Genomic DNA, 21648 nt, shown 5'->3' with positions numbered 1-21648 from the left:
TGTCCTGCTTTCAACCTTATGAATGGTACGGCGCCACCCGGCAGAGCCGTTCGACGGGCACCTGCGGGACCTTCGGCCCTCGACACCTCGACACCTCGACATCGACGACCGGCGTCCTATTGCGCACCCGTGACGACAGTCACAGAAGGGTGATAACTTCGAGTGTCATGAGTCCCTTCACCGGCTCCGCCGCCCCCACCCCCGACTGGCGGCACCTGCGTGTCGAGATCACCGACGGCGTCGCCACCGTCACCCTCGCCCGTCCCGACAAGCTCAACGCGCTCACCTTCGAGGCCTACGCCGACCTGCGCGACCTGCTCGCCGAGCTGTCCCGCCGGCGGTCGGTGCGGGCGCTGGTGCTGGCCGGCGAGGGGCGCGGCTTCTGCTCCGGCGGCGACGTGGACGAGATCATCGGCGCGACCCTGTCCATGGACACCGCCGAGCTGCTCGACTTCAACCGGATGACGGGCCAGGTGGTGCGGGCGGTACGGGAGTGCCCGTTCCCGGTGATCGCCGCGCTGCACGGGGTCGCCGCCGGAGCGGGCGCGGTCCTCGCCCTGGCCGCCGACTTCCGCGTCGCCGACCCGTCCGCCCGCTTCGCCTTCCTCTTCACCCGCGTCGGCCTCTCCGGCGGCGACATGGGCGCCGCCTACCTGCTGCCCCGCGTCGTGGGCCTCGGCCACGCCACCCGCCTGCTGATGCTCGGCGACACGGTCCGCGCGCCCGAGGCCGAGCGCATCGGCCTGATCAGCGAACTGACCGAGGAGGGCCGTGCCGACGAGGCCGCCCGCACCCTGGCCCGCCGCCTGGCCGACGGCCCGGCCCTGGCCCACGCCCAGACCAAGGCCCTCCTCACGGCCGAACTGGACATGCCGCTGGCGGCAGCGATCGAACTGGACGCGTCGACCCAGGCCCTGCTGATGACGGGCGAGGACTACGCGGAATTCCACGCCGCCTTCACGGAGAAGCGCCCCCCGAAGTGGCAAGGGAGGTAGGGAGATGTTCTCAACGCGGGGGAGCATGCCGACCTCAGGGGCGCGGGGAACTGCGCGAGCAACCACAACGAACCCGCAGTCGCGCGACAACCCGAACCGCCCCCACCGCGTAGCGATTGTCGGCGGCGGCCCCGGCGGCCTCTACACCGCCGCCCTGCTCAAACGCCTCGCCCCCGACCGCGATATCACCGTCTACGAACGCAACGCCCCCGACGACACCTTCGGCTTCGGCGTAGTCCTCTCCGACGAGACCCTCGGCGGCATCGAACACGCCGACCCCACCGTCTACGAGGCCCTCAAGGCCCACTTCGTCCGCTGGGACGACATCGACATCGTCCACCGGAACACCCGCCACACCTCCGGAGGACACCGCTTCGCCGCCCTGGGCCGCCGCCGCCTCCTGGAGATCCTGCACGACCGCTGCCGCGACCTCGGCGTGGACCTGCGCCTGCGTACCGAGGCACCGCCCCCGGACGAGCTCGCGCGCACCCACGACCTGGTCGTCGCCGCCGACGGAGTGCACAGCGCCACCCGCGAGGCGTACCGGGACGTCTTCCGGCCGCACCTCACCCCCCACCGCTGCCGCTATATCTGGCTCGCCGCCGACTTCGCCTTCGACGCCTTCCGCTTCGAGATCGCCGAGACCGAGCACGGCGTGATGCAACTGCACGGCTACCCCTACGCGCCGGACGCCTCCACCGTCATCGTCGAGATGCGCGAGGAGGTCTGGCGGGCGGCCGGCTTCGACGAACTGGACGAGACGGAATCCACCACCCGCTGCGCCAAGATCTTCGCCGACGCGCTCGGCGGCCGCCCGCTGCGGTCCAACAAGTCCGCGTGGACCACCTTCCGCACGGTCGTCAACGCACGCTGGTCGCACGGCAACATTGTCCTGATCGGCGACGCCGCGCACACCGCCCACTTCTCCATCGGCTCCGGCACCAAGCTCGCCGTGGAGGACGCCCTCGCGCTCGCCGCCTGCCTGGAGGAGCGGCCCACCCTCCAGGAGGCGCTCAGCGCCTACGAGGAGGAGCGGCGCCCCGTCGTCGCTTCCACCCAGCGGGCGGCCAAGGCCAGCCTGGAGTGGTTCGAGGACCTGGACCGGTACCTCGGCCAGCCGCCGCGCCAGTTCGCCTTCAACCTGCTCACCCGCAGCCGCCGGGTCACCCACGAGAACCTGCGGCTGCGCGACGCCGGCTTCACGGACTCCGTCGAGCGCGAGTTCGGCTGCCCGCCGGACACGCCCCCCATGTTCACCCCGTTCCGGCTGCGCGGCCTGACCCTGCGCAACCGCGTCGTCGTCTCCCCGATGGACATGTACTCGGCCACCGACGGCGTCCCCGGCGACTTCCACCTGGTCCACCTCGGCGCCCGGGCCCTGGGCGGCGCCGCCCTGGTGATGACCGAGATGGTGTGCGTCAGCGCCGAGGGCCGCATCACCCCCGGTTGCGCGGGCCTCTACACCGGCCGGCAGGCCGGGGCGTGGCGGCGGATCACCGACTTCGTGCACGACGGCGCGCCCGGCACCGCGATCGGCGTACAGCTCGGCCACAGCGGCCGCAAGGGCTCGACCCGGCTGATGTGGGAGGGCATGGACGAACCGCTGCCCGAGGGAAACTGGCCGCTCGTGGCGCCCTCCCCGCTGCCCTACCGGCCCGGCGGGCAGATCCCGCGCGAGCTGTCCCGGGCGCAACTGACCGAGGTGCGGGATCAGTTCAGGTCCGCCGCCGAGCGGGCCGCCGGGGCCGGTTTCGACCTGCTCGAACTGCACTGCGCCCACGGCTACCTGCTCTCCGGCTTCCTCTCCCCGCTCACCAACCACCGCACCGACGCCTACGGCGGCTCACCGGAGAACCGGCTGCGCTTCCCGCTGGAGGTCTTCGACGCCGTACGCGAGGTGTGGCCCGACGAGCGGCCCATGACCGTACGGATCTCCGCCACCGACTGGGCCGAGGGCGGCACGAGCGCCGAGGAGGCGGTGGAGATCGCCCGGGCCTTCGCCGCGCACGGCGCCGACGCCATCGACGTGTCCACGGGCCAGGTCGTCGCCGGTGAACGGCCCGAGTTCGGACGGTCCTACCAGACCCCGTACGCGGACCGCATCCGGAACGAGGCGGGCGTCCCGGTGATCGCCGTCGGCGCGATCTCCTCCTGGGACGACGTCAACTCGCTGGTCCTGGCCGGACGCACCGACCTGTGCGCGCTGGCCCGCCCCCACCTCTACGACCCGCACTGGACGCTGCACGCCGCCGCCGAACAGGGCTACACCGGGCCGGGCGCCGCCTGGCCGGCGCCGTACCGGGCGGGCAGCCGGCCACCGCGCACCGGGCGGACCGACGCCCCCAAGCCGAGGCTCACGCTGCACGGCCCGCCTCAGGACGGGTAGCCCCAGGCCGCGCACATCGGGCGCAGCCGCTCGGGGACCTCGTCCTTGCCGGGCAGCTCGCGCCCCGGCTGCACGGTGCCGGTGCGGATGTTCTCGCGCCAGTCGCCCAGGCCCCTGACCAGCTCGGCGTTGCCCTTCTTGCCGTAGTTCAGCATCCGGGGCGCGTAGTCGACGTCCAGGTACGCGCACAGCCGGCGCATCTCGCGCCCGGGGTCGTCGGTGATGTCCTCGTAGCGCACGGTGAAACCGTCGGGGTCCGCCGTACGGGCCTCCTCGACGGCCGTCATGTAGCGCAGCACGTCCGTGACGGCCGTGTCGTGCGGCCGCTTGACGGGGTCGGTCTCGTGCCAGGAGCGGGCGATCGACGCGGGATGGCGCAGCAGGAAGACGAAGCGCGCGTCGGGCCAGCAGTCCTTGAGACGCTGGTACATGTACACGTTGGCCGGTGTCTTCTCGACCACGAAGTCCTTGCCCGACCCGGTGAGTTCGCGGTGCAGGACGCGGTCCCACAGCAGGTGCTCCAGGTCGCCGCGCCCGAGGCCGAGGGCGCCCATCGCCCGCTCCGAGAACCAGTTGGTGCAGCTGACCTCCAGCCGGCCGATGTGCAGCTCGTGCGGGGCGTGCAGCCGCGGGTGGGCGCCCAGCATCATGCGCAGCAGGGTGGAGCCGGACCGGATGGACGAGATGATGAACACGGGTCGTCGCAGCAGCCGTTCGGCCGGCAGTTCCTCGGCCGACGGACATCGGTAGGCGGCCGCCTGCGGGGCGGCGGGTCGCGCGGCGGCGGACTTCTTCCCCGGCTTCCCCGGCGTCCCCTGCTTTCCCGGCTTCCCCTTCGGACTCCCCTTCGCCGCCTGCGGCGCTCTGCGTACCTGGAGGCCGGTGGTCACGGTGAGGGCCCGGTTCAAGTTGCGTGCGAGACTCATGCGTCCGCACGGTAGGTGAGAAACCTGAGAAGAGGGTCTGAGGAGGCTGAGGGTTCCCTGATGCGGTCAGAATGTGGTGTGACTCACTCGGCCTCACTCCTCGGGGCCGGAGCCGGTCCCATCGCCGCGTAGTGCGCGCCCGCGTCGCGCAGCCGTTCGTGCAGCGCCAGGAAGACGGCCGCCGAGCGCGTGCCGGGCCAGTCCTCGGGCAGCAGCGCGGAGGGCAGCCCGGGGTCCGTGTAGGGGAGGTGGCGCCAGGAGTCCAGGGCGAGGAGATAGTCGCGGTAGGCCTCCTCGGGTGGCGTGTCCGTGCGGCGCTCCCAGTCGTGCAGCACACGCGCGTGGCGGTCGAGGAACGCCTCGTGCTCCTTGGCGATCGCCGCCAGGTCCCACCAGCGGGCCACCGCCTCGGCGGTCGCCGTGAAACCCAGGTGCTCGCCGCGGAAGAAGTCCACGTAGGAGTCCAGGCGAAGGCGGCCCAGCGCGTGCCGGGTCTCCGCGTACAGGCGGGCCGGGGCGATCCACACGCCGGGGGCCGCGGTGCCGAAGCCCAGACCGGCCAGCCGTGAACGCAGGACGTGCCGCTTCTGCCGCTCCGACTCGGGCACCGAGAACACGGCGAGCACCCAGCCCTCGTCCCCGTGGGGTGCGGTGGCGTAGACCCGCCGGTCTCCGTCGTCCAGCAACTGGCGGGCCTCGGCGGACAGTTCGTAACCGGCCGCGCCCTCGGCCGTCCGGGCCGGCAGCAGCAGCCCGCGCCGCTTCAGCCGGGACACCGACGAGCGTACGGAGGGGGCGTCCACCCCGACCGCCGACAGCAGCCGGATCAGCTCGGCGACGGGCACCGGACCCGGCGCGAAGCGACCGTACGCGCCGTAGAGCGTGACGATGAGGGACCTCGGGGCGTGCTGTACGTGCTGGTCGGACACGTTGATCATCTTATGTCGTCGGCGTCAGGACCGGCCGCCCAGGGGATCCGGACGGGCCCCGGGAGCGGGGGCGGGGTCCGGAGCGGACGGGTCGAGGAGGCGGTAGCGCTGGAGCTTGCCGGTCGCCGTGCGCGGCAGCGCGTCCAGGAAGACGATCTCCCGCGGGCACTTGTACGGCGCCAGCTCCGAGCGCAGGAACTCGCGCAGGGCGTCCGCGTCCCGCGCGGACCCCTCCCGCAGTACGGCGTGCGCCACCACGATCTGCCCCCGGCGCCGGTCGGGACGGCCCACCACCGCCGCCTCCACCACGTCCGGATGGCGCAGCAGCGCGTCCTCCACCTCGGGACCGGCGATGTTGTACCCCGCCGAGATGATCATGTCGTCGGCGCGGGCCACGTACCGGAAGTACCCGTCGGGCTCGCGGACGTAGGTGTCCCCGGTGACGTTCCAGCCGTCGCGCACGTACTCCCGCTGGCGCGGATCGGCCAGGTAGCGGCAGCCCACCGGTCCGCGCACCGCCAGCAGTCCGGGCTCCCCGTCGGGGACCGGCGCGCCGTTCGCGTCCTGCACGCGCGCGTGCCACCCCGGCACCGGAACACCCGTCGTGCCGGGCCTGATGGCGTCGTCCGCCGCGGACACGAAGATGTGCAGCAACTCGGTGGCGCCGATGCCGTTGATGATCCGCACTCCGGTGCGCTCGTGCCAGGACCGCCAGGTGGCCGCGGGCAGGTTCTCGCCCGCCGAGACACAGCGCCTGAGGCTCGACACGTCGTACGCGTCCAGTTCGTCGAGCATCGCGCGGTACGCGGTGGGCGCGGTGAACAGCACCGACACCCGGTGCTCGGCGACGGCCGGCAACAGCTGCCTGGGACCCGCCTGTTCCAGCAGCAGGGCGCTCGCCCCGGCCCGCATCGGGAAGACCACCAGACCACCGAGCCCGAAGGTGAAGCCGAGCGGCGGGCTGCCCGCGAAGAGGTCGTCCGGGCGCGGCTCGAGGACCTGCGCGGAGAAGGTGTCGGCGATCGCCAGCACATCGCGGTGGAAGTGCATGCAGCCCTTGGGCCGCCCGGTGGTGCCCGAGGTGAACGCGATCAGCGCCACGTCGTCGGCGGCGGTGTCGACCGCCTCGTACGGCGTACCGGGCGCCCCGCCGGACGCCGTGCGGACGTGCAGGTCGTCCGGCGCGTCCCCGCCGTACGTGGTGATCCCGAGGCCCGCGATCTCCGCCTTGGCGAGGTCGTCGACGGCCCGGACGTCGCACAGCGCGTGCCGCACCCGGGCGATCTCGCAGATCGCGCGGAGTTCGTGCGGGCGCTGCTGGGCCAGCACGGTGACCGCCACCGCGCCCGCCTTCAGCACCGCCAGCCAGCACGCGGCCAGCCACGGGGTGGTGGGGCCGCGCAGCAGCACCCGGTTGCCCGGGACGACACCGAGGTCCCCGGTGAGCACGTGCGCGATCCGGTCGACGCGGTCCCGCAGGTCGCCGTACGTCCAGGTGTCCCCGGACGCGGTGCGGAAGACCGGGCGGTCCCCGGGCGGGCCGGTGAGCAGCTCGGCGGCGCAGTTCAGCCGGGCCGGGTAGCGCAGCTCGGGCAGCTCGAAGAGGAGCTTCGGCCACTGCTCGGGGGGCGGCAGGTGGTCGCGCGCGAAGGTGTCGACGTGGGCGGAGCGGTGCGGGTCCGCGTGGCGCGCATCGGCCATGGCGGTTCGCCCCCTTTGTCGTGGTGGGCTCGCGCAACGAGCGTATCGTGTTGGTGACGACAGTCAACGGGGCGCGATAGCCTCGGTCGTGGCCCAGTGGCCCGTCCGACGGGCGGGGGAGCGGCGGAAGGGACCGGCGATGACGGCATTCTCGCTCGAACCGGCACAACTCACCTGGTGCGACGAGCTGCGCGCCCTCGCCGCCCAACGGCTGCGCCCCCTCGCGGAGAAGGGCGAACCGGGCCGCGTCAACCGCGCCCTGGTCGCCGAGCTGGGCACTCTCGGCCTGCTGTCCCGCCTGTTCACCTCGGGCGCGCTCGACCTGTGCCTGATGCGCGAGTCACTCGCCCACGCCTGCACGGAGGCCGAGACCGCGCTCGCCCTCCAGGGCCTCGGCGCCCACCCCGTGCACGCCCACGGCACCGCCTCCCAGCGCGCCCGCTGGCTCCCCCGCGTGAGCGACGGCACCGCGGTGGCCGCCTTCGCCCTCAGCGAGCCCGACGCCGGCTCGGACGCGGCGGCGCTCTCCCTCCGCGCGGAACCGGAGGCGGGAGGCGAACCGGACGCCGGGCGACGTGCCGGGGGCGGGGCGTCCGCCGGGTCGGCGGGGCGCACCGGCGGCGGGCGGGCCGCGGCGGGGCACGAATCCGGCCCCGCACCGGACGCCGCCCCTCTGGCCGCCGAGACCGACGGAGCCTCCGCCTGGCGGCTCACCGGCGAGAAGTGCTGGATCTCCAACGCCCCCGAGGCCGACTTCTACACCGTGTTCGCCCGCACCACCCCCGGCGCCGGAGCCCGCGGCGTCACCGCCTTCCTGGTCCCCGCCGACCGCCCCGGCCTCACCGGCACCCCGCTCGACATGCTCTCGCCGCACCCCATCGGCGCCCTCGCCTTCGACGCCGTGCCCGTCACCGCGGACGACGTGCTCGGCGCACCCGACCACGGCTTCCGGGTCGCCATGGACACCCTCAACCTGTTCCGCCCCAGCGTCGGCGCCTTCGCCGTCGGCATGGCACAGGCCGCCCTGGACGCGACCCTCGCGCACACCACCGCCCGCGACGCCTTCGGCGGCAAGCTGCGCGACCTCCAGGCCGTCTCCCACCAGGTCGCCGAGATGGCCCTGCGCACGGAGGCGGCCCGGCTGATGGTGTACGCGGCGGCGACGGCGTACGACGCGGGCGCCCCGGACGTGCCGAAGCGCGCCGCGATGGCGAAACTCCTCGCCACCGAGACCGCCCAGTACGTCGTCGACAAGGCCGTCCAACTGCACGGCGCCCGCGCCCTGCGCCGCGGCCACCTCCTCGAACACCTCTACCGCGAGGTGCGCGCCCCGCGCATCTACGAGGGCGCGAGCGAGGTGCAGCGCGGCATCGTCGCCAAGGAGCTGTACCGGACTCGCCGGACCCACCGCACGCAGGACGCCACGACCGAGGAGGCCGGAGCATGACCGCCGAACGGGTCAACCCGCCCGAACTGTCCCCGCCCACCGGCTTCTCCCACGCCGTCGTCGCCACCGGCACCCGCCTCGTGTTCCTGGCCGGTCAGACCGCCCTCGACACCGACGGCAAGGTCACCGGCGACACCCTCCCGGCCCAGTTCGAGCAGGCCCTCACCAATCTCCTCACCGCCCTGCGCGCCGCCGGCGGCACCCCCGCCGACCTCGCCCGCGTCACCGTCTACGCCACCGACGTCGCCGCCTACCGCACCCACGCCGCCGAACTCGGCCGCACCTGGCGCCGGCTGGCCGGCCGCGACTACCCGGCGATGGCCGTCGTGGAGGTCGTACGGCTCTGGGACGAACGCGCGCGGGTGGAACTCGACGGGTTCGCCGTACTGCCGTAGCGGACCCTCCGCACCTACCATTCCGGCATGCCGGACATCGAACTGAGCGCGGGAACCATCGAGTACGAGGACACCGGCGGGGACGGCCCGGTCGTCGTCCTCCTGCACGGCCTGGTCCACGACGCGACCGTCTGGCGGGAGGTCCTCGCCGACCTGCGCGCCGACCACCGGGTGATCGCGCCGACCCTGCCCTACGGCGCCCACCGCCGCCCGATGCGCCGGCCACCCACACCCGACCTGGTCAACGAACTGATCGCCGAGTTCCTCGACCGCCTCGACCTGAGGGACGTCACCCTCGTCGAGAACGACTGCGGACGCGCCCAGACGGTGGCCGCCCGGCACCCGGAGCGGCTCGCGCGGCTGGCGCTCGTCGCCTGCGAGGCCTTCGACAACTACCCGCCGGGACTGCCCGGCAAGATGATCGGCGCCGCCTGCCGGATCCCCGGCGGGGTGTCCCTGCTGGTCCGCACCCTGGGACTGAAACCGCTGCGCCGCCTGCCCGTCGGCGTCGGCGCGCTCACCAAACGCCCCGTGCCGGACGCGGTCGTCGACGGCTGGCTGCGCCCGCTGCGCACCGACCCGGCGATCCGGCGCGACTTCCGCCACTACGGCACCCACGTCCGCCGCGACGAACTGCTCGAAGCCGCCCAGGGACTGCGGAGGTTCGACCGGCCCGCGCTCGTCGTCTGGGCGACCGAGGACCTGATGATGCCCCGCGCGCACGGCCGGCGCCTGGCCGAACTCCTCCCGCGGGGGCGGCTGGTGGAGGTCGAGGACACCCGGACGCTGATCCCCGAGGACCAGCCGGAGCTGCTCGCCTCCCTGCTGCGGGAGTTCGTCGCCGAGAAGGACGGAGCCGAGGAGGACTGAGCCCGGAAGGACTCGAGCCGAGGAGCACCGGCGAAGGAAGGGCTCGAGCCGAGGAGGACCGGGCCGTACCCGGGACCCCTCAGGCGGCCATCGCCAGGCGTCCGGCGGGTGCCCGGCGCGGGCCGACCGCACGGCCGTCGGGGAGCAGCTCGCCGGTGTCGTCGAAGACGACCGTGCCGTCGCACAGCAGGTTCCACCCCTGCTCCGGGTGGGCGGCGACGACGTGCGCGGTGACGACGCGCGCCTCGGGGGACTCGGCCGCGGGGGACTGGGCCTCGGGGGACTGGGCCGCGGGGCAGGAAGGCCGGTGGGTACACATGGCGCACCTCCACGTCGGAAGACCGTCCCGTCGTCGGGACCGTCGCGTGTACCGACCGTGCGCCGGCCGGGAACTCATCGCCAAGTCCCCGGCGGCAAGCGTGACAACACCCGGACACGTCGGCGACGGTTCCACGACGGCCGACGCGGACTCGCCACCGAAGGGGTGACGGTCACTGCCGTCGGCCGCTTGGCCCGGTACCAGTGGAACCCCTCATTCCGTACCTTCGGGAGGTTCCCATGCCCGTACGACCCGCCGCCCTCGCCACGGCCGCCGGCGCCGCCCTGCTCCTGCTCGCCGCCCCCGTCGCCACGGCCGCACCGCACGACGCCCGCCTCGTCGCGGAGACGGTGACCGTCGACCCGACCGGCCGCATCGCCGCCGACGGCGGCATCACCCTCTCCGGGACCTACCGCTGCACCGGCGGCACCGGTCCGGTCTACGTCAGCTCCACCGTGAGCCAGAGCGACCCGTCCGTCCGCTACGGCGTCGGCGGCACCCGCGCGGTCTGCGACGGCCTGGAGCACCGCTGGGTCAACACCGGCACGCCCGACACGGTCGTCCTCAAGCCCGGCGCGGCCCACGTCGAGGCCACCTTGATGGAGCTGCGCCCGACGGGCATCGTGCCGCTCCCGAGCTTCCACGCCCGGCAGGCACAGGACGTGACACTGACGGCGGCCTGACCCCGGCCACGATCCGCGACGAATTCCGCATTCTCATTCCCTTTTCCCGGCATTCTCGGGCGGGAATGGAACCCGATTCCGACCGTCTCGTTCCGCTCCGGTTCAGATCCGTTTCCCGGGGCCCGCGCCGGGCCTCGGTGAACGGACCGGATTCTGCCGCTGCTGCGGCAGCGACACCGGATCGGCGGTCGCCTTGCCCGCCGGATCGTCACCTGGAGTGACCGCGGCGCGTTGCCGGTGGCGCGGCACCGCGCGCCGGGGCGGACGGGTGAGCGTGATCTGCCGGACGACCTGCTGGAAGCAGACCAGCGAGGCCAGACCGGGCAGCGCGGCCGCCGCGGCGTCGCTGACGGTTCTGGGCGCCTCCGCGATGCACAGCAGCATCGCGATGGCCGAGAACAGCAGGACGACGGCCCAGGAGTGCACCGCGCGGCGCTGGTGCAGCGCCGACCGCAGCACCGCGAGCGAGGCCACCAGCCAGGGCCCGTAGACCAGCAGCGGCCACCAGGACACGACGCTGCCGCGGGTGCGGGTCACGGCGGCCAGGCGCAACGGCTCGTAGGCCACCATGCCGCCGAACAGGCTCACGGAGGCCGCGATGACCGCGGCGAGCGCGGCGACGAACAGGCTCGCGGCGCGCAGCCGGCTCACCTTTCTCCCTCTGCGGACCCTGCGGTGACTCGTCGGGGACTCCCTCAACGGGGGCAGCTCCGCCGTGATCTCCTGCAAATTGCTCAGCGGGGTGCCCGGGGCGGGTGCGAGCGCCGAGGTGTCCGTCACGGAGGGGACGCCGGCCCGGGGCTCCATCGCGTCCTGGAGCAGGAACGCGAGTTCCTCGGCCGGGTCCCAGCCGGGATCCGGTGGAACCAGGGTCTCCTGGAAGGCCGCCTCGGGCGCACGGTGCCTGCCGGTGCCCGTGGGGCGGAACGGCCCTTCGCCGTACGGCATGCGGGGGTGAGTGTGTTCTTCGTACACGAGGTGCCGGTCACTCCGCCCGGGTGTACGTCAGGGAGCCCTGCGTGCGGCCCCACCGCTCGGCGAGACCGGTCTCCAACTCGGCCATGACGTCGAGGAAGCGTTGCAGCACGGGCTCGGTCACCCGGAGCGGGACGGGATGGCCGCCTCTGGTCAGAGTTCCGTCGCTCGGTGACGGACAGTGATCTCTGCCGGGCCTGTAGGTGTACGGGCCAAGCGCCGTCAATTCCCCGTGTTCCTCGGTCATATCCGAAGTAACGTCTGCCTACTCCGTCGGATGCGCGGCAGTCGAGTGAACGATTTCTGCGATACTTACCCAATCTCGAATTCACACCGGTTCGGTCGCGGCCCTGTACGAAAAGCGTCAGAGACGGCGCGAACGGGGGGAAAGACGCCGTTCGGCGGCGCGTCCGGGTGATCCTTCGAGAAGTGTCCGACGCGGCGCCGACCGGACGCCCGCCCCTCGGTGCCCGCACACGCGGACGCGTGACCTAGGCTGGCCGGGACCACGGACAGCGCAGGAGCGGCGATGAAGCGAGCGGCACCCGGGCGGGCGCGAGCCCTCCTGCGCGGTGTGCTGGGCCTGCTCGTGGCCGTGGTGGCGCTGCTGTGCGTCTTCGGACACGCGGAACGCGGAGGACCGGTCACACCGCCGTCCACCGCGGAACGGGCCTCCGTCGCCGGCGCTGCCGCCGTCACCGTCGCCGTCGCCGAACCGTCGGACGGTGCGGACGCACCCTGCCGCAAGAAGGCGATCGGCGACCACAGCGTGCCGCGGGCCGAGAATCCTCCGCCGTCGGCCCCGTTGCCCCGCGCCCTGTCGCCGCACACCGAACCGGCGCCTCTCGTGACCCAGCGCTCCGGCGCGGCGGCGGGCGGCCCGGATCCGCCCCCGTCCACCCTCCACTCCGTTCTGCGGATCTAGACCGGCCCGTCGGCCGCGTCCCTGAATCCTCGGAAACGGAGTTCTTCGGCATGTCCTCATCCCCGCGCTCCTGGCGGCGGGCGGGTACGGCCCTGCGTGGTTGGCGGTCCGGACAGTGGACCGTGGCGGGCGCGGGTGCGCTGGCCACGGCGGTCCTGGTCGGCGCGCCCACCGACGTGGTGCCCAATCCGCTCTTCGGCCGGTCGGTCCCCGTGCAGTGGTGGAACTACCCGGCCCTGGCCGTCACGGCCGCCCTGGCCGGCATCGTCCTGAGCACCTACGTGCGCCGGCCCGCCGTGCCCCGGCCCCCCTCCTCCGCTCCGGAGCCGCACGCCGCCGACGGCGGCCGTCTCGGGGCGATCGGCGGGGTGCTGTCCTTCTTCGCCGTCGGCTGCCCGGTCTGCAACAAACTCGTCCTCGTGCTCCTCGGCGCCTCCGGCGCCCTGAGCTACTGGGCTCCGCTTCAGCCGCTGCTGGCCGTCCTGTCGGCAGGGCTGCTGGCGGAGGCCGCGCTGCGACGCCTCTCCGCCGAGACCGAGTGCCCGGTCACGCCCTCCGCCTGACCTGCGGCCCGGCTCGCGCGCCCTCCCCCTTTCTCTTCTCCTCCTCGACCAGTTGAGGTACCCCATGAGTGGATCCACCCCGTCCCCGTCCCCGTCGTCATCCACGTCCCGGTCGTCGTCCACGTCCCCGTCTTCGAACGCCGCCCGCCGCAACCGCAGGCGGACCGTCGGCGCCGTGGCGGTGCTCGCCGCCGCCGCGGTCACCGCGGTGTTCGCCCTCACGCTCGACGACTCGGGCGACCGCAACGAGAAGGCCGGCGGACCCGCGGCCGTCACCGGCTCCGCCGACCCCGCGCCCGCCGACGAGAGCCTGCTCGCCCTCGCCCGCCGCGACACGTCCGACCCCCTGGCGGTCGGACCCGCCGACGCCCCGGTCGTCCTGATCGAGTACTCCGACTTCCAGTGCCCGTTCTGCGGCCAGTTCGCCCGCACGACCGAGCCCGAGCTGCTGCGCTCGTACGTGGAGAAGGGAATCCTGCGCATCGAGTGGCGCAACTTCCCCATCTTCGGCGAGGAGTCCGAGCGGGCCGCGCTGGCCGGGTGGGCGGCCGGGCAGCAGAAGAAGTTCTGGGAGTTCCACGAGGTCGCCTACAGCAAGCCGCGCGAACGCAACTCCGGTGCGTTCGACGCCGAGCACCTCCTCGCCATGGCCCGTGAGGCGGGCGTCCCCGACCTCGAGCGCTTCCAGGCCGACATGGCGTCCGACCAGGCCCGCGACGCCGTGCTCGAGGACCAGGAAGAGGGCTACCACCTCGGCGTGACCAGCACCCCGGCGTTCCTGGTCAACGGCAAGCCGATCCTGGGCGCCCAGCCCACGGACACCTTCACGTCGGCCGTCGAGACGGCGGCGCGGGCGGCGAAGGCGGGCGGACGATGAGCGAGGCCGGCCTGGCGATGGCCTTCCTCGGCGGACTGCTGGCCCTGCTCAGTCCGTGCAGCGCCCTGCTGCTGCCCGCCTTCTTCGCCTACTCCTTCACCAGCCGCACCCGACTGGTGGCACGCACCGGTCTGTTCTACGTCGGACTGTGCACGACGCTCGTACCGCTCGGCGTGGCCGGCTCGTTCGCCAGCCGCCTCTTCTACGGCCACCGGGACGCCCTGGTGACCGCGGGCGGCTGGACGGTCATCGCCCTGGGCGTGGCCCAGATCGCCGGGGTGGGCTTCGGCTCCCGCCGGATGGCGCAGGCCGCGGGCGGACGCCGTTCGGGTTCGGCGCTGTCGGTCTTCGCCCTGGGTGCGGTGTACGGGCTGGCGGGATTCTGCGCCGGACCGATCCTCGGCTCCATCCTGACCGTGGCCGCCGTGGACGGCGACCCCCTGCACGGCGGGGTCCTCCTCGCCGTCTACGCGCTGGGGATGGCGGTCCCGATGTTCGTACTGGCGCTGCTCTGGGACCGGTTCGACCTGGGCCGCAGGCGCTGGCTGCGGGGCCGGACGTTCCGGCTGGGCCCGGTGCCCCTGCACAGCACCTCGCTCGTCGGAGGCCTGTTCTTCGTCGCGCTCGGGGTGGCCTTCCTGGCCTTCGACGGCACCTCGGCACTGCCGTCGGTGCTGGGCACCGACACCGAGTTCGCCCTGGAGGAACGGCTGTCCGGCATCGGCGCGGCCGTGTCCGACCGGGTACTCCTCCTGACGCTGGCCGGGGCGGCCGCGCTGACCGCCCTGCTGGTGCTGCTCCGCCCGGCCGGCCGACGGGAGGCACCACCACCGCCGGGGAGGGATCCGGCCGGGCGCGAGTAGTGCGGGACCGCGCATGAGCGCTTCGTGCCCTGCGCGAGTCTCATCGGCGGAACTTTCGCTGGAATACCCCTCGACCGGGCATGGCAACTCCTGAAGGATGCGGAGGCGTCCGATGGCGGGGCCCCGTACGGCTGAAGGGACGTGCTGTGAGCGAAGGGTTCTCCGAGGCACTGCCGGAGGAAGCCGAGTCCGGCCCACGGGCGAGGACGTCACCGGTGTCCCGGCGCGGGTTCCTGGCCGGCGCCGGCGCCGCGGTGGCGCTGACGTCCCTGGCCGGGCCGGGTGCCGTCGCCGCCGGTCCCCGCACCGGCGGTACGGGCGACCTGCGGCTGGGCACGGGCACCACGTTCGGCGCGCGGGTCTCGCCCGACGGCCGGTGGATCGCCCACGACCTGCTGGGGGTGCTGTGGGTGATGCCGGCGTCCGGCGGGCCCGCGCGACGGCTGACCAGCGACCTGTTCGACATCGCGCAGCCCGACTGGTCGCCGGACGGCAGCCGGCTGGTCTTCCAGTCCTACCGTGACGGCGTCTTCAACCTCTGGACCGTACGGCCCGACGGCAGTGGACTGCGCCGGCTGACCGAGGGCCCCTTCGACCACCGGGAGCCCCGCTGGTCGCCGGACGGTCGCACGATCGTCTTCTCGGGCGACGCGTCGGGCAGTTACGCGATCCAGACGTACGACGTCGGCAGCGGACGGATCGATGTGCTCGCCGACGGCTCGGGCGAGGAGTACGAGCCGGCCTGGTCGCCGGACGGCAACCAGGTGGCCTTCGTGGTGGACAACACCCGTATCGAGGTGGTGGACCGCACCACGGGCCGGCGCGGCACCCGTCTCACCGTGCCCGCGGGCCAGGTGATCCACCAGCCGGAATGGACTCCGGACGGCGCCGGGCTGGTCCACCACCTGACCCACGACGGGCGGTGCCGGCTGATGACCGGTGACACGCCCCTGGTGGCGGACCAGGAGGCGTTCCCGTTCCGGGTGTCCTGGCTGGATCGCGAACGCTTCCTCTACACCGCGGACGGCCGGATCCACGTGCGGTCGCTCCGCGGCCCGGGTACCCGGACCATCGGCTTCTCCGCCGCCGTGACGACCCGCAGACCGAGGTACACCAGACGCCGGACCGACTTCGAGAGCACCGGGCCGCGGCCCGTGCGCGGCATCGGCAGCCCGGTGCTGTCCCCCGACGGGGAACACATCGCCTTCCGTGCGCTCAACGACCTCTACGTCATGAAGATCGGCCGCGCGCCACGGCCGTTGACCCGCGACCACTGGTGGAAGTGCGACCCCGCCTGGTCGCCCGACGGGAAGCTGCTGGCCTACTCCACGGACCGCGGCGGGACACTCGACCTCTGGATCAGGGACCTCGGCACGGGCCGGGACCGGCAGTTGACCGACCTCGGCACGAGGGCGGCGGTCTCGGCCGCATGGTCGCCCGGCGGAGAGGAGATCGCCTTCCTGGACCAGGACGGCGCGCTGTGGACCGCCGACGTGGCGAGCGGCGACGTGCGTCAGGTCTTCACCGCGACGTTCGAGCCAGGCAGACCCACCTGGTCGCCCGACGGCAGGACGATCGCCCTGGCGGCGGTGAAGCCGTACTCGGCCAGGTTCCGCGAAGGACTCAGCCAGATCCTGCTCGTCGACAGGACCACCGGGCAGGGCAGGTACGTCGAGGCCGTGCCCGGCCGTTCCATCCAGACCCGGGGAGACGACGGACCGGTCTGGTCGCCCGACGGCAGGCACATGGCGTTCGCGGTCGCCAGCGTCCTGTACACCGTGGCGGTCGCCGCGGACGGAACGCCGGTCGGTGAACCCCGGCAGCTCACCGACGAGGTGACCGACGCCCCGTCCTGGAGCGGCGACTCGAAGCACCTCCTCTACCTCAACAACGGCAGACTCCGCCTCGTACCGGCGCAGGGCGGGCGTCCTCGTACCGTCGCCGTGCCGCTGACCTGGACCGCCGTCCGGCCGCCGGCGCGCACCGTCGTCCACGCGGGCCGGATGTGGGACGGCGCGCGCCGGGAGGTCCGGCGCGACGTCGACATCGTCGTCGAAGGACACCGGATCAGGGCCGTGGAGCCGCACGCCGAGAGCCGGGCGGGCAAGCACATCGACGCGCGCGACCGGCTGGTGATGCCCGGACTCGTCGACATGCACCACCACCGGGAGATGCAGGGCTACGCCTACGGCGACCGGCAGGGACGGCTGTGGCTCTCCCTGGGCGTGACCACCACGAGGTCCCCCGGAAGCCCCGCCTACCACATGGTCGAGGAGCGGGAGGCCACCCGGTCCGGCGCCCGGATCGCGCCCCGGTACTTCGCGACGGGCGAGGCGGTCGACGGACCGCGCATCTACTACAACTTCATGCGCCCCACGTTCACCGACGCCCAACTGAAGCTCGAACTGGAACGCGCCGAGGCCCTGGAGTACGACCTCATGAAGTGCTACGTCCGCCTGCCGGTGGCCTGGCACAAGCGGGTGATCGCCTTCGCGCACGGCGTCGGCATCCCCGCCACCTCGCACTACCACTACCCGGCCACGGCCCTCGGCGGCGACGGGATGGAACACACGGGCGCGACCAACCGCTTCGGCTACTCGCGCACCGTGACACCGCTCGGAACGGGCTACTCCGACGTCACCGATCTCTTCGTGGCCTCCGACATGGCCCGCACACCGACCCTCTTCGGCTCGACCACGCTGTACCGGGAGGACAGGTCCCTGGTCGAGGACCGCCGGGTACGGACGCTCAATCCGCCGTGGCGGTTGGCCGCCCTCCAGGAGAGCGCCGACGCCGCGAGCCGGACCGACCAGACCGCGCGGCGGGCGAACCTCCGGGCACAGGTCCGCCAGGCACTCGACGTCTACCGCCGGGGAGGCCGGGTCGTCGCCGGCACCGACGCCCCGATCGACCACGCGGCAGTCAGCCTGCACATGAACCTGCGTGCCATGGTCACCTACGGGTTCACCCCGTACGAGGCGCTGACGACGGCGACCAGCCTGGCGGGCGAGACCCTGCACGAGGACCTCGGCCGGATCGCACCCGGCATGTACGCCGACCTCGCCGTCGTCGACGGTGACCCACTCACCGACATCAAGGACGCCGCCAACGTCGAGCAGGTCCTCGTGTCGGGCACCGCACACACCGTCGACTCCCTGATGCGGCCGTTCGCCGAACCCCCGGCCGCCGGCCTCCGCGAGCCGGACGGGAGCAGCACCGTGCTCCCCCCGGTACCCGAACACCCGGCCAACGGCGGCTTCTGGTGGCACGGGCACGCCTACGTGGAGGAGGCCCGGCACGCCTGCTGCAACGGGTGAGACCCTGTGCGTCCGTTCCTCACGAAGGAACGTCGGCCGTTGGGCAACCGACGCCGGTGAGAGCCGGGCGGAGAGGAACACATGCATCATCTCGACGTCGTCCGACTACTCGGCTTCGACGCCCCCGCACGACCGGAGGACGAGTACGGCCGGGTCGTACCCGAGGACTTCGAGTTCCTGGCCGGGGCTGTACCGGCCGGTGTCTTCGCAGGGTCCGTGCTGCTCGAACGACCCGATGCCGTCCCCGTACGCTCCCTCGAGGAATTCACCCGGCCCACCTCCATGCGCATCGGAGACATGGAGCGATCGCTTCGCAGCCGCGACCAGGGGCTGTGGCTGCCGCTCCATCCGGAACCCGGCGGCATGGTGCCGTGGGGGCGCAGCGCCACCGACGGCGTGCTGCTGTGGGACACCACCGTCGGCGACACCGCGGACTGGACGACCGTCGTCACGGACGACGACTTCCAGCTGTGGCTCGACCTTCCCTTCTCCGCCTCGGAGTCCGTGGGGCGGGCGCTGCTCGGACGTCCCGAGGGGGTTCCCGCGTTCGAGACCGTCGAGGAATACGAATCCGGTTCCTTCTGGAAGGTCGCCGACGACATGCGGGCAACGGCCACGGCGCTGTCGAAACCGGACATCGGCGCGGTGGAGGAGCTCGTCGCCCGGATCCGGAACATCGGTGTTCCGGGCATCCGGCAGTACGCGCGGGAACTCGTCGACGGGGCGGCGGAGAACACGAAGACGCCGGACCTCGTGTGGCCGGAGGACTATCTGGCAGTCATGCGGGAGTTCCCCGGCGGGGTGATCGCCGGAATGCGCGTGTTTCCCGTCGCCGAGGCCGCCCGGCCGACCGAGGACCCGGTGTTTTTGCAGTGGGGCGAACTGGAGGGCAGGGCCTTCGGCTGGCTCGCCCTGACAGCCGACCCGCAGGAGTGGCGCGTCGCCTGGACCGAGCCCGGGGACACCTCGCCGACCCACCTGACGGAGCAGACCTTCGCCTCGTTCCTGCGACGCCGACTGCGGGGCGACGACTCACTGTTCTGAGTGACGATCGTCGGCAGGCGTTTCTCCCAAGGGCCCGTTGAAATGCCGGGCGAACCGATCACCATCTGGAACACTCCGAACGGCTTGAAGCCGTAGGGCGGCTCACCGGATCGAAGCAGTAACAGTGGGTGCAGGCGGCTGTCGACAGTGACGGCCGGCTGCACCCCGCATTTCTGAGAGGTAGGTTTCCATGTGGGTTCAGCGCCTGATCGACCTGACCGGATGGGAGCCGTTGGGTCTCTCCGTCGACTGGGAGGCGGTCGAAGGGGAATTGCAGGTTCCGCTGCCCGCGGACTACAAGGAGCTCTTCGAGGCTTTCGGGGGTGGCACCTTCAGTGAAAGCGTCTACTTTTTCGGGCCCTCGGGCCCCCACGCCTTCGATTTTCTCGCACAGTGGCGGGCCTCCCTCGCGGCAGGGGCAGGCGATGACGTGCAGCCGATCTACTCTCCGGGAGAGAAGGGCGTCATCGTGTGGGCGGCAACCGAATGGGCCGATGAATACGCCTGGCTCGTGGACGCGCAGAATCCTGGCGTTTGTTCCGTTCTGGTGCGCAGTGACGTCGGCGAGTGGCGCACCTATGACATGTCTACTTCTGAATTCCTCTACCGGGTGCTTGCGGATGAGGAATTCAAGCCGTTCGGTATCGCGCACCACAACCTCGACCCTGAATTCGAGCCGGGCCGCTCCCTCCCCGGCAGCTGAGCGGCGACAGAAGAGGAGGGACGTTCGTGCAACCGCAACGTGCGGGCCGCGGACTCAGGGTCGCCGCCTGGGTGCTGATTCCGGTGGGGCTGACGCTGTTGCTCGGAGCCGCCGCCGGGATCACGCGAACCGTACGTACGGCGCGACACGTTCGGTCCGGCAGGACCCCCGTACGACGTGACCGTTCCGGAGGGCCGGCTGTTCCTCCACGCCGGCCTCCAGGGCGATCCCGCAGGGTGACTCCGCCGTCTCGCCGGGTGAGGCGGCTGCCTCCGCAGGGTGACGGGAGACGACCGCCGGGTGACCGGCTCTGTGAGGGCGCGCACAGGGCTCACGTCACACGGGGCCGGGGTTAGTAGACGCCCGAAGGTGCTCACCCGCGGAATCGTCGGCCGTCCGGGCGAGTCGGGCGGTCGGTCTACGAAGCGGCGTAGTAGGTCACGCACTTGTCGCGGCGCCCAAGCGTTCCGCAAGGTGTTCGGCGTACCGGGGAGCCGAGCGCCGGGACCGGACGGGAAGAGCCCGTCCGTGATCCAGACACCGGCCCTGATGACGCGAAGCCGCGTCCAACGCGGACACCGCGTCGCCGACCCCCCGTCGGCCTCCCCATCACGTCCCGAATGGAGAGGTACACCCATGCACGCCATCCTGCGCCGCCCCAGCATCCGCAAGTCCGCCGTGGCCTCCCTCGCCGCCGCGGGCGCCGCCGCCGTCACCCTCACCCTCGCCCCGAGCCCGGCGCACGCCGCCGAACCGGCCAAGGCGTCCACCGCGCAGTCCCAGGCCCAGACCGACAAGATCGAGGCCATAGTCAAGGCCGGTAAGAAGAAGCACGGCAACGACCTCGACGGCTGGATCCGCACCGCCCTGGACGTCATGGACGCGAAGAACATCCCGGGCACCTACGAGGGCCTGCACCGCAACATCATGCGCGAGTCGTCCGGCAACCCGACCGCGCAGAACAACTGGGACGTGAACGCCCAGAACGGCATCCCCTCGAAGGGCCTGCTACAGACGATCCAGCCCACCTTCGACGCCTACCACGTCAAGGGCACCAAGGACTCCATCACCGACCCGGTCGCCAACATCGTCGCCGCCTGCAATTACGCGGCCGACAAGTACGGCTCCATGGACAACGTCGACTCCGCCTACTGACCGGCGGACCCACGAACCGCCTGAGCCCCAGGGACGACCGGTCCCGCGCGGAGGCCGGCGGGGCCCAGGCAGCACGGCGGGGCCGGAGGAACGACAGGTTCCTCCGGCCCCGCCTGCGTGCCGCCCGCAGTCCCGGATCAGCGGAAGTGGGCGCTGCGGGACCTGGTGAGCACGCTGGCACAGTGGATCCGCAGACGGCCGAGCGTGTCGCCCGGAGCCTCTCCGCGGACGAGGACGGGCGGACGTCGGCCCTGTCGCAGGTCTTCCGGTGCGTACTGAAGACTGACCTGAACGCCGCCGAACGGCTCGCCCGCACCATGGCCGACGAGGAGGATCGGGCGGGCGCCCTGCACGCCGTGGCCGCCGAGCTGCGCGATACGGACCCGGAACGGGCCCTGGCCGTCGCACGGCGCATCCCCGAGGACTGCCGGACCCTGACCCCTCGCGCACATCGCCCAGAGCCTGGCCCCCGAGCACCCAGGGCGGGCGGAGCGGCTGTACCAGGAAGCCGAACGGCTGGCGGCCGAAGTCCAGGACGAGGAACACGGCCTCGTGGCCAGGCTGTGGATCGCCGC

The 21648-nt window shown here is 72.6% G+C and carries 19 protein-coding genes; 14 read left to right on the top strand and 5 right to left on the bottom strand.

The genetic code is table 11. The features are described from left to right. Nucleotides 1-167: 167 nt before the first annotated feature. Complete coding sequence (locus tag B9W62_RS09140) at nt 168-995, top strand: enoyl-CoA hydratase family protein (protein ID WP_087806703.1); 828 nt, start codon at nt 168-170, stop codon at nt 993-995. 25 nt (nt 996-1020) lie between these two features. Next, nucleotides 1021-3381 carry a bifunctional salicylyl-CoA 5-hydroxylase/oxidoreductase gene (locus B9W62_RS09135; RefSeq protein WP_373433677.1) on the top strand — a complete coding sequence of 787 codons (2361 nt, stop codon included), beginning with the start codon at nt 1021-1023 and terminating at the stop codon, nt 3379-3381. On the opposite strand, the gene B9W62_RS09130 is transcribed toward B9W62_RS09135, so the two are convergent. The 3 genes from B9W62_RS09130 to B9W62_RS09120 all read right to left on the bottom strand — a co-directional run bounded on the left by B9W62_RS09130 (nt 3369) and on the right by B9W62_RS09120 (nt 6937). Next, nucleotides 3369-4307 (bottom strand): sulfotransferase family protein, encoded by a 939-nt coding sequence (locus tag B9W62_RS09130; protein WP_087806701.1) that lies wholly within the window; start codon nt 4305-4307, stop codon nt 3369-3371. The genes B9W62_RS09135 and B9W62_RS09130 overlap by 13 nt on opposite strands. Nucleotides 4308-4390: 83 nt before the next feature. Then, complete coding sequence (locus tag B9W62_RS09125; protein WP_087806700.1) at nt 4391-5245, bottom strand: PaaX family transcriptional regulator; 855 nt, start codon at nt 5243-5245, stop codon at nt 4391-4393. 15 nt (nt 5246-5260) lie between these two features. After that, nucleotides 5261-6937: an AMP-binding protein gene (locus B9W62_RS09120; protein ID WP_107424198.1), complete on the bottom strand. Its 1677-nt coding sequence runs from the start codon at nt 6935-6937 to the stop codon at nt 5261-5263. Between the two features lie 139 nt (nt 6938-7076). Here B9W62_RS09120 and B9W62_RS09115 point away from each other — a divergent pair, with 139 nt between their 5' ends. Genes B9W62_RS09115 through B9W62_RS09105 form a run of 3 tightly spaced genes read left to right on the top strand, consistent with a single transcriptional unit; the run spans nt 7077 to nt 9649 of the window. Further along, nucleotides 7077-8384 carry an acyl-CoA dehydrogenase family protein gene (locus B9W62_RS09115; protein WP_087806699.1) on the top strand — a complete coding sequence of 436 codons (1308 nt, stop codon included), beginning with the start codon at nt 7077-7079 and terminating at the stop codon, nt 8382-8384. Then, nucleotides 8381-8779, top strand: coding sequence for a RidA family protein (locus B9W62_RS09110; protein ID WP_087806698.1), 399 nt, complete (start codon nt 8381-8383; stop codon nt 8777-8779). The genes B9W62_RS09115 and B9W62_RS09110 overlap by 4 nt, the downstream gene beginning before the upstream one ends. Nucleotides 8780-8806: 27 nt before the next feature. Next, nucleotides 8807-9649 carry an alpha/beta fold hydrolase gene (locus tag B9W62_RS09105; RefSeq protein ID WP_087806697.1) on the top strand — a complete coding sequence of 281 codons (843 nt, stop codon included), beginning with the start codon at nt 8807-8809 and terminating at the stop codon, nt 9647-9649. A gap of 79 nt (nt 9650-9728) precedes the next feature. On the opposite strand, the gene B9W62_RS09100 is transcribed toward B9W62_RS09105, so the two are convergent. Further along, the gene (locus tag B9W62_RS09100) at nt 9729-9968 is read right to left on the bottom strand and encodes a DUF5999 family protein (protein ID WP_087806696.1); all 240 of its coding nucleotides are present in this window, start codon (nt 9966-9968) and stop codon (nt 9729-9731) included. 239 nt (nt 9969-10207) lie between these two features. On the opposite strand from B9W62_RS09100, the gene B9W62_RS09095 reads away from it, so the two are divergent. Further along, nucleotides 10208-10651 carry a DUF6299 family protein gene (locus B9W62_RS09095; protein ID WP_087806695.1) on the top strand — a complete coding sequence of 148 codons (444 nt, stop codon included), beginning with the start codon at nt 10208-10210 and terminating at the stop codon, nt 10649-10651. Between the two features lie 102 nt (nt 10652-10753). Here B9W62_RS09095 and B9W62_RS09090 read toward each other — a convergent pair whose 3' ends face one another. Continuing rightward, nucleotides 10754-11599 carry a DUF2637 domain-containing protein gene (locus tag B9W62_RS09090; RefSeq protein ID WP_087806694.1) on the bottom strand — a complete coding sequence of 282 codons (846 nt, stop codon included), beginning with the start codon at nt 11597-11599 and terminating at the stop codon, nt 10754-10756. Between the two features lie 556 nt (nt 11600-12155). Here B9W62_RS09090 and B9W62_RS09080 point away from each other — a divergent pair. From B9W62_RS09080 to B9W62_RS09045, 8 genes are all read left to right on the top strand, one after another. Next, a complete protein-coding gene (locus B9W62_RS09080; protein WP_087806692.1) occupies nt 12156-12551 on the top strand; it encodes a hypothetical protein in 396 nt (131 codons plus the stop codon). Nucleotides 12552-12601: 50 nt separating this feature from the next. Next, on the top strand, nt 12602-13114 hold the full coding sequence (locus B9W62_RS09075; protein WP_087806691.1) for a hypothetical protein: 513 nt from the start codon (nt 12602-12604) through the stop codon (nt 13112-13114). 64 nt (nt 13115-13178) lie between these two features. Then, nucleotides 13179-13991 carry a DsbA family protein gene (locus tag B9W62_RS09070; protein ID WP_087806690.1) on the top strand — a complete coding sequence of 271 codons (813 nt, stop codon included), beginning with the start codon at nt 13179-13181 and terminating at the stop codon, nt 13989-13991. Beyond that, entirely contained in the window at nt 13988-14854 is an 867-nt protein-coding gene (locus B9W62_RS09065) for a cytochrome c biogenesis CcdA family protein (RefSeq protein ID WP_087806689.1), read from the top strand. The genes B9W62_RS09070 and B9W62_RS09065 overlap by 4 nt, the downstream gene beginning before the upstream one ends. A gap of 146 nt (nt 14855-15000) precedes the next feature. Then, a complete protein-coding gene (locus B9W62_RS09060) occupies nt 15001-18171 on the top strand; it encodes an amidohydrolase family protein (RefSeq protein ID WP_218781984.1) in 3171 nt (1056 codons plus the stop codon). 81 nt (nt 18172-18252) lie between these two features. Next, entirely contained in the window at nt 18253-19215 is a 963-nt protein-coding gene (locus B9W62_RS09055) for a hypothetical protein (protein ID WP_087806687.1), read from the top strand. 190 nt (nt 19216-19405) lie between these two features. Then, nucleotides 19406-19918 (top strand): SMI1/KNR4 family protein, encoded by a 513-nt coding sequence (locus B9W62_RS09050; protein WP_087806686.1) that lies wholly within the window; start codon nt 19406-19408, stop codon nt 19916-19918. A 636-nt stretch (nt 19919-20554) separates the two neighbouring features. Beyond that, a complete protein-coding gene (locus B9W62_RS09045; RefSeq protein WP_087806685.1) occupies nt 20555-21073 on the top strand; it encodes a transglycosylase SLT domain-containing protein in 519 nt (172 codons plus the stop codon). The last annotated feature ends 575 nt before the right edge of the window (nt 21074-21648 follow it).

It is taken from the genome of Streptomyces sp. CS113, from assembly GCF_002188365.1.
Taxonomy (GTDB): Bacteria; Actinomycetota; Actinomycetes; order Streptomycetales; family Streptomycetaceae; genus Streptomyces; species Streptomyces tendae.
This window is presented reverse-complemented; position numbering and strand designations above follow the sequence as displayed.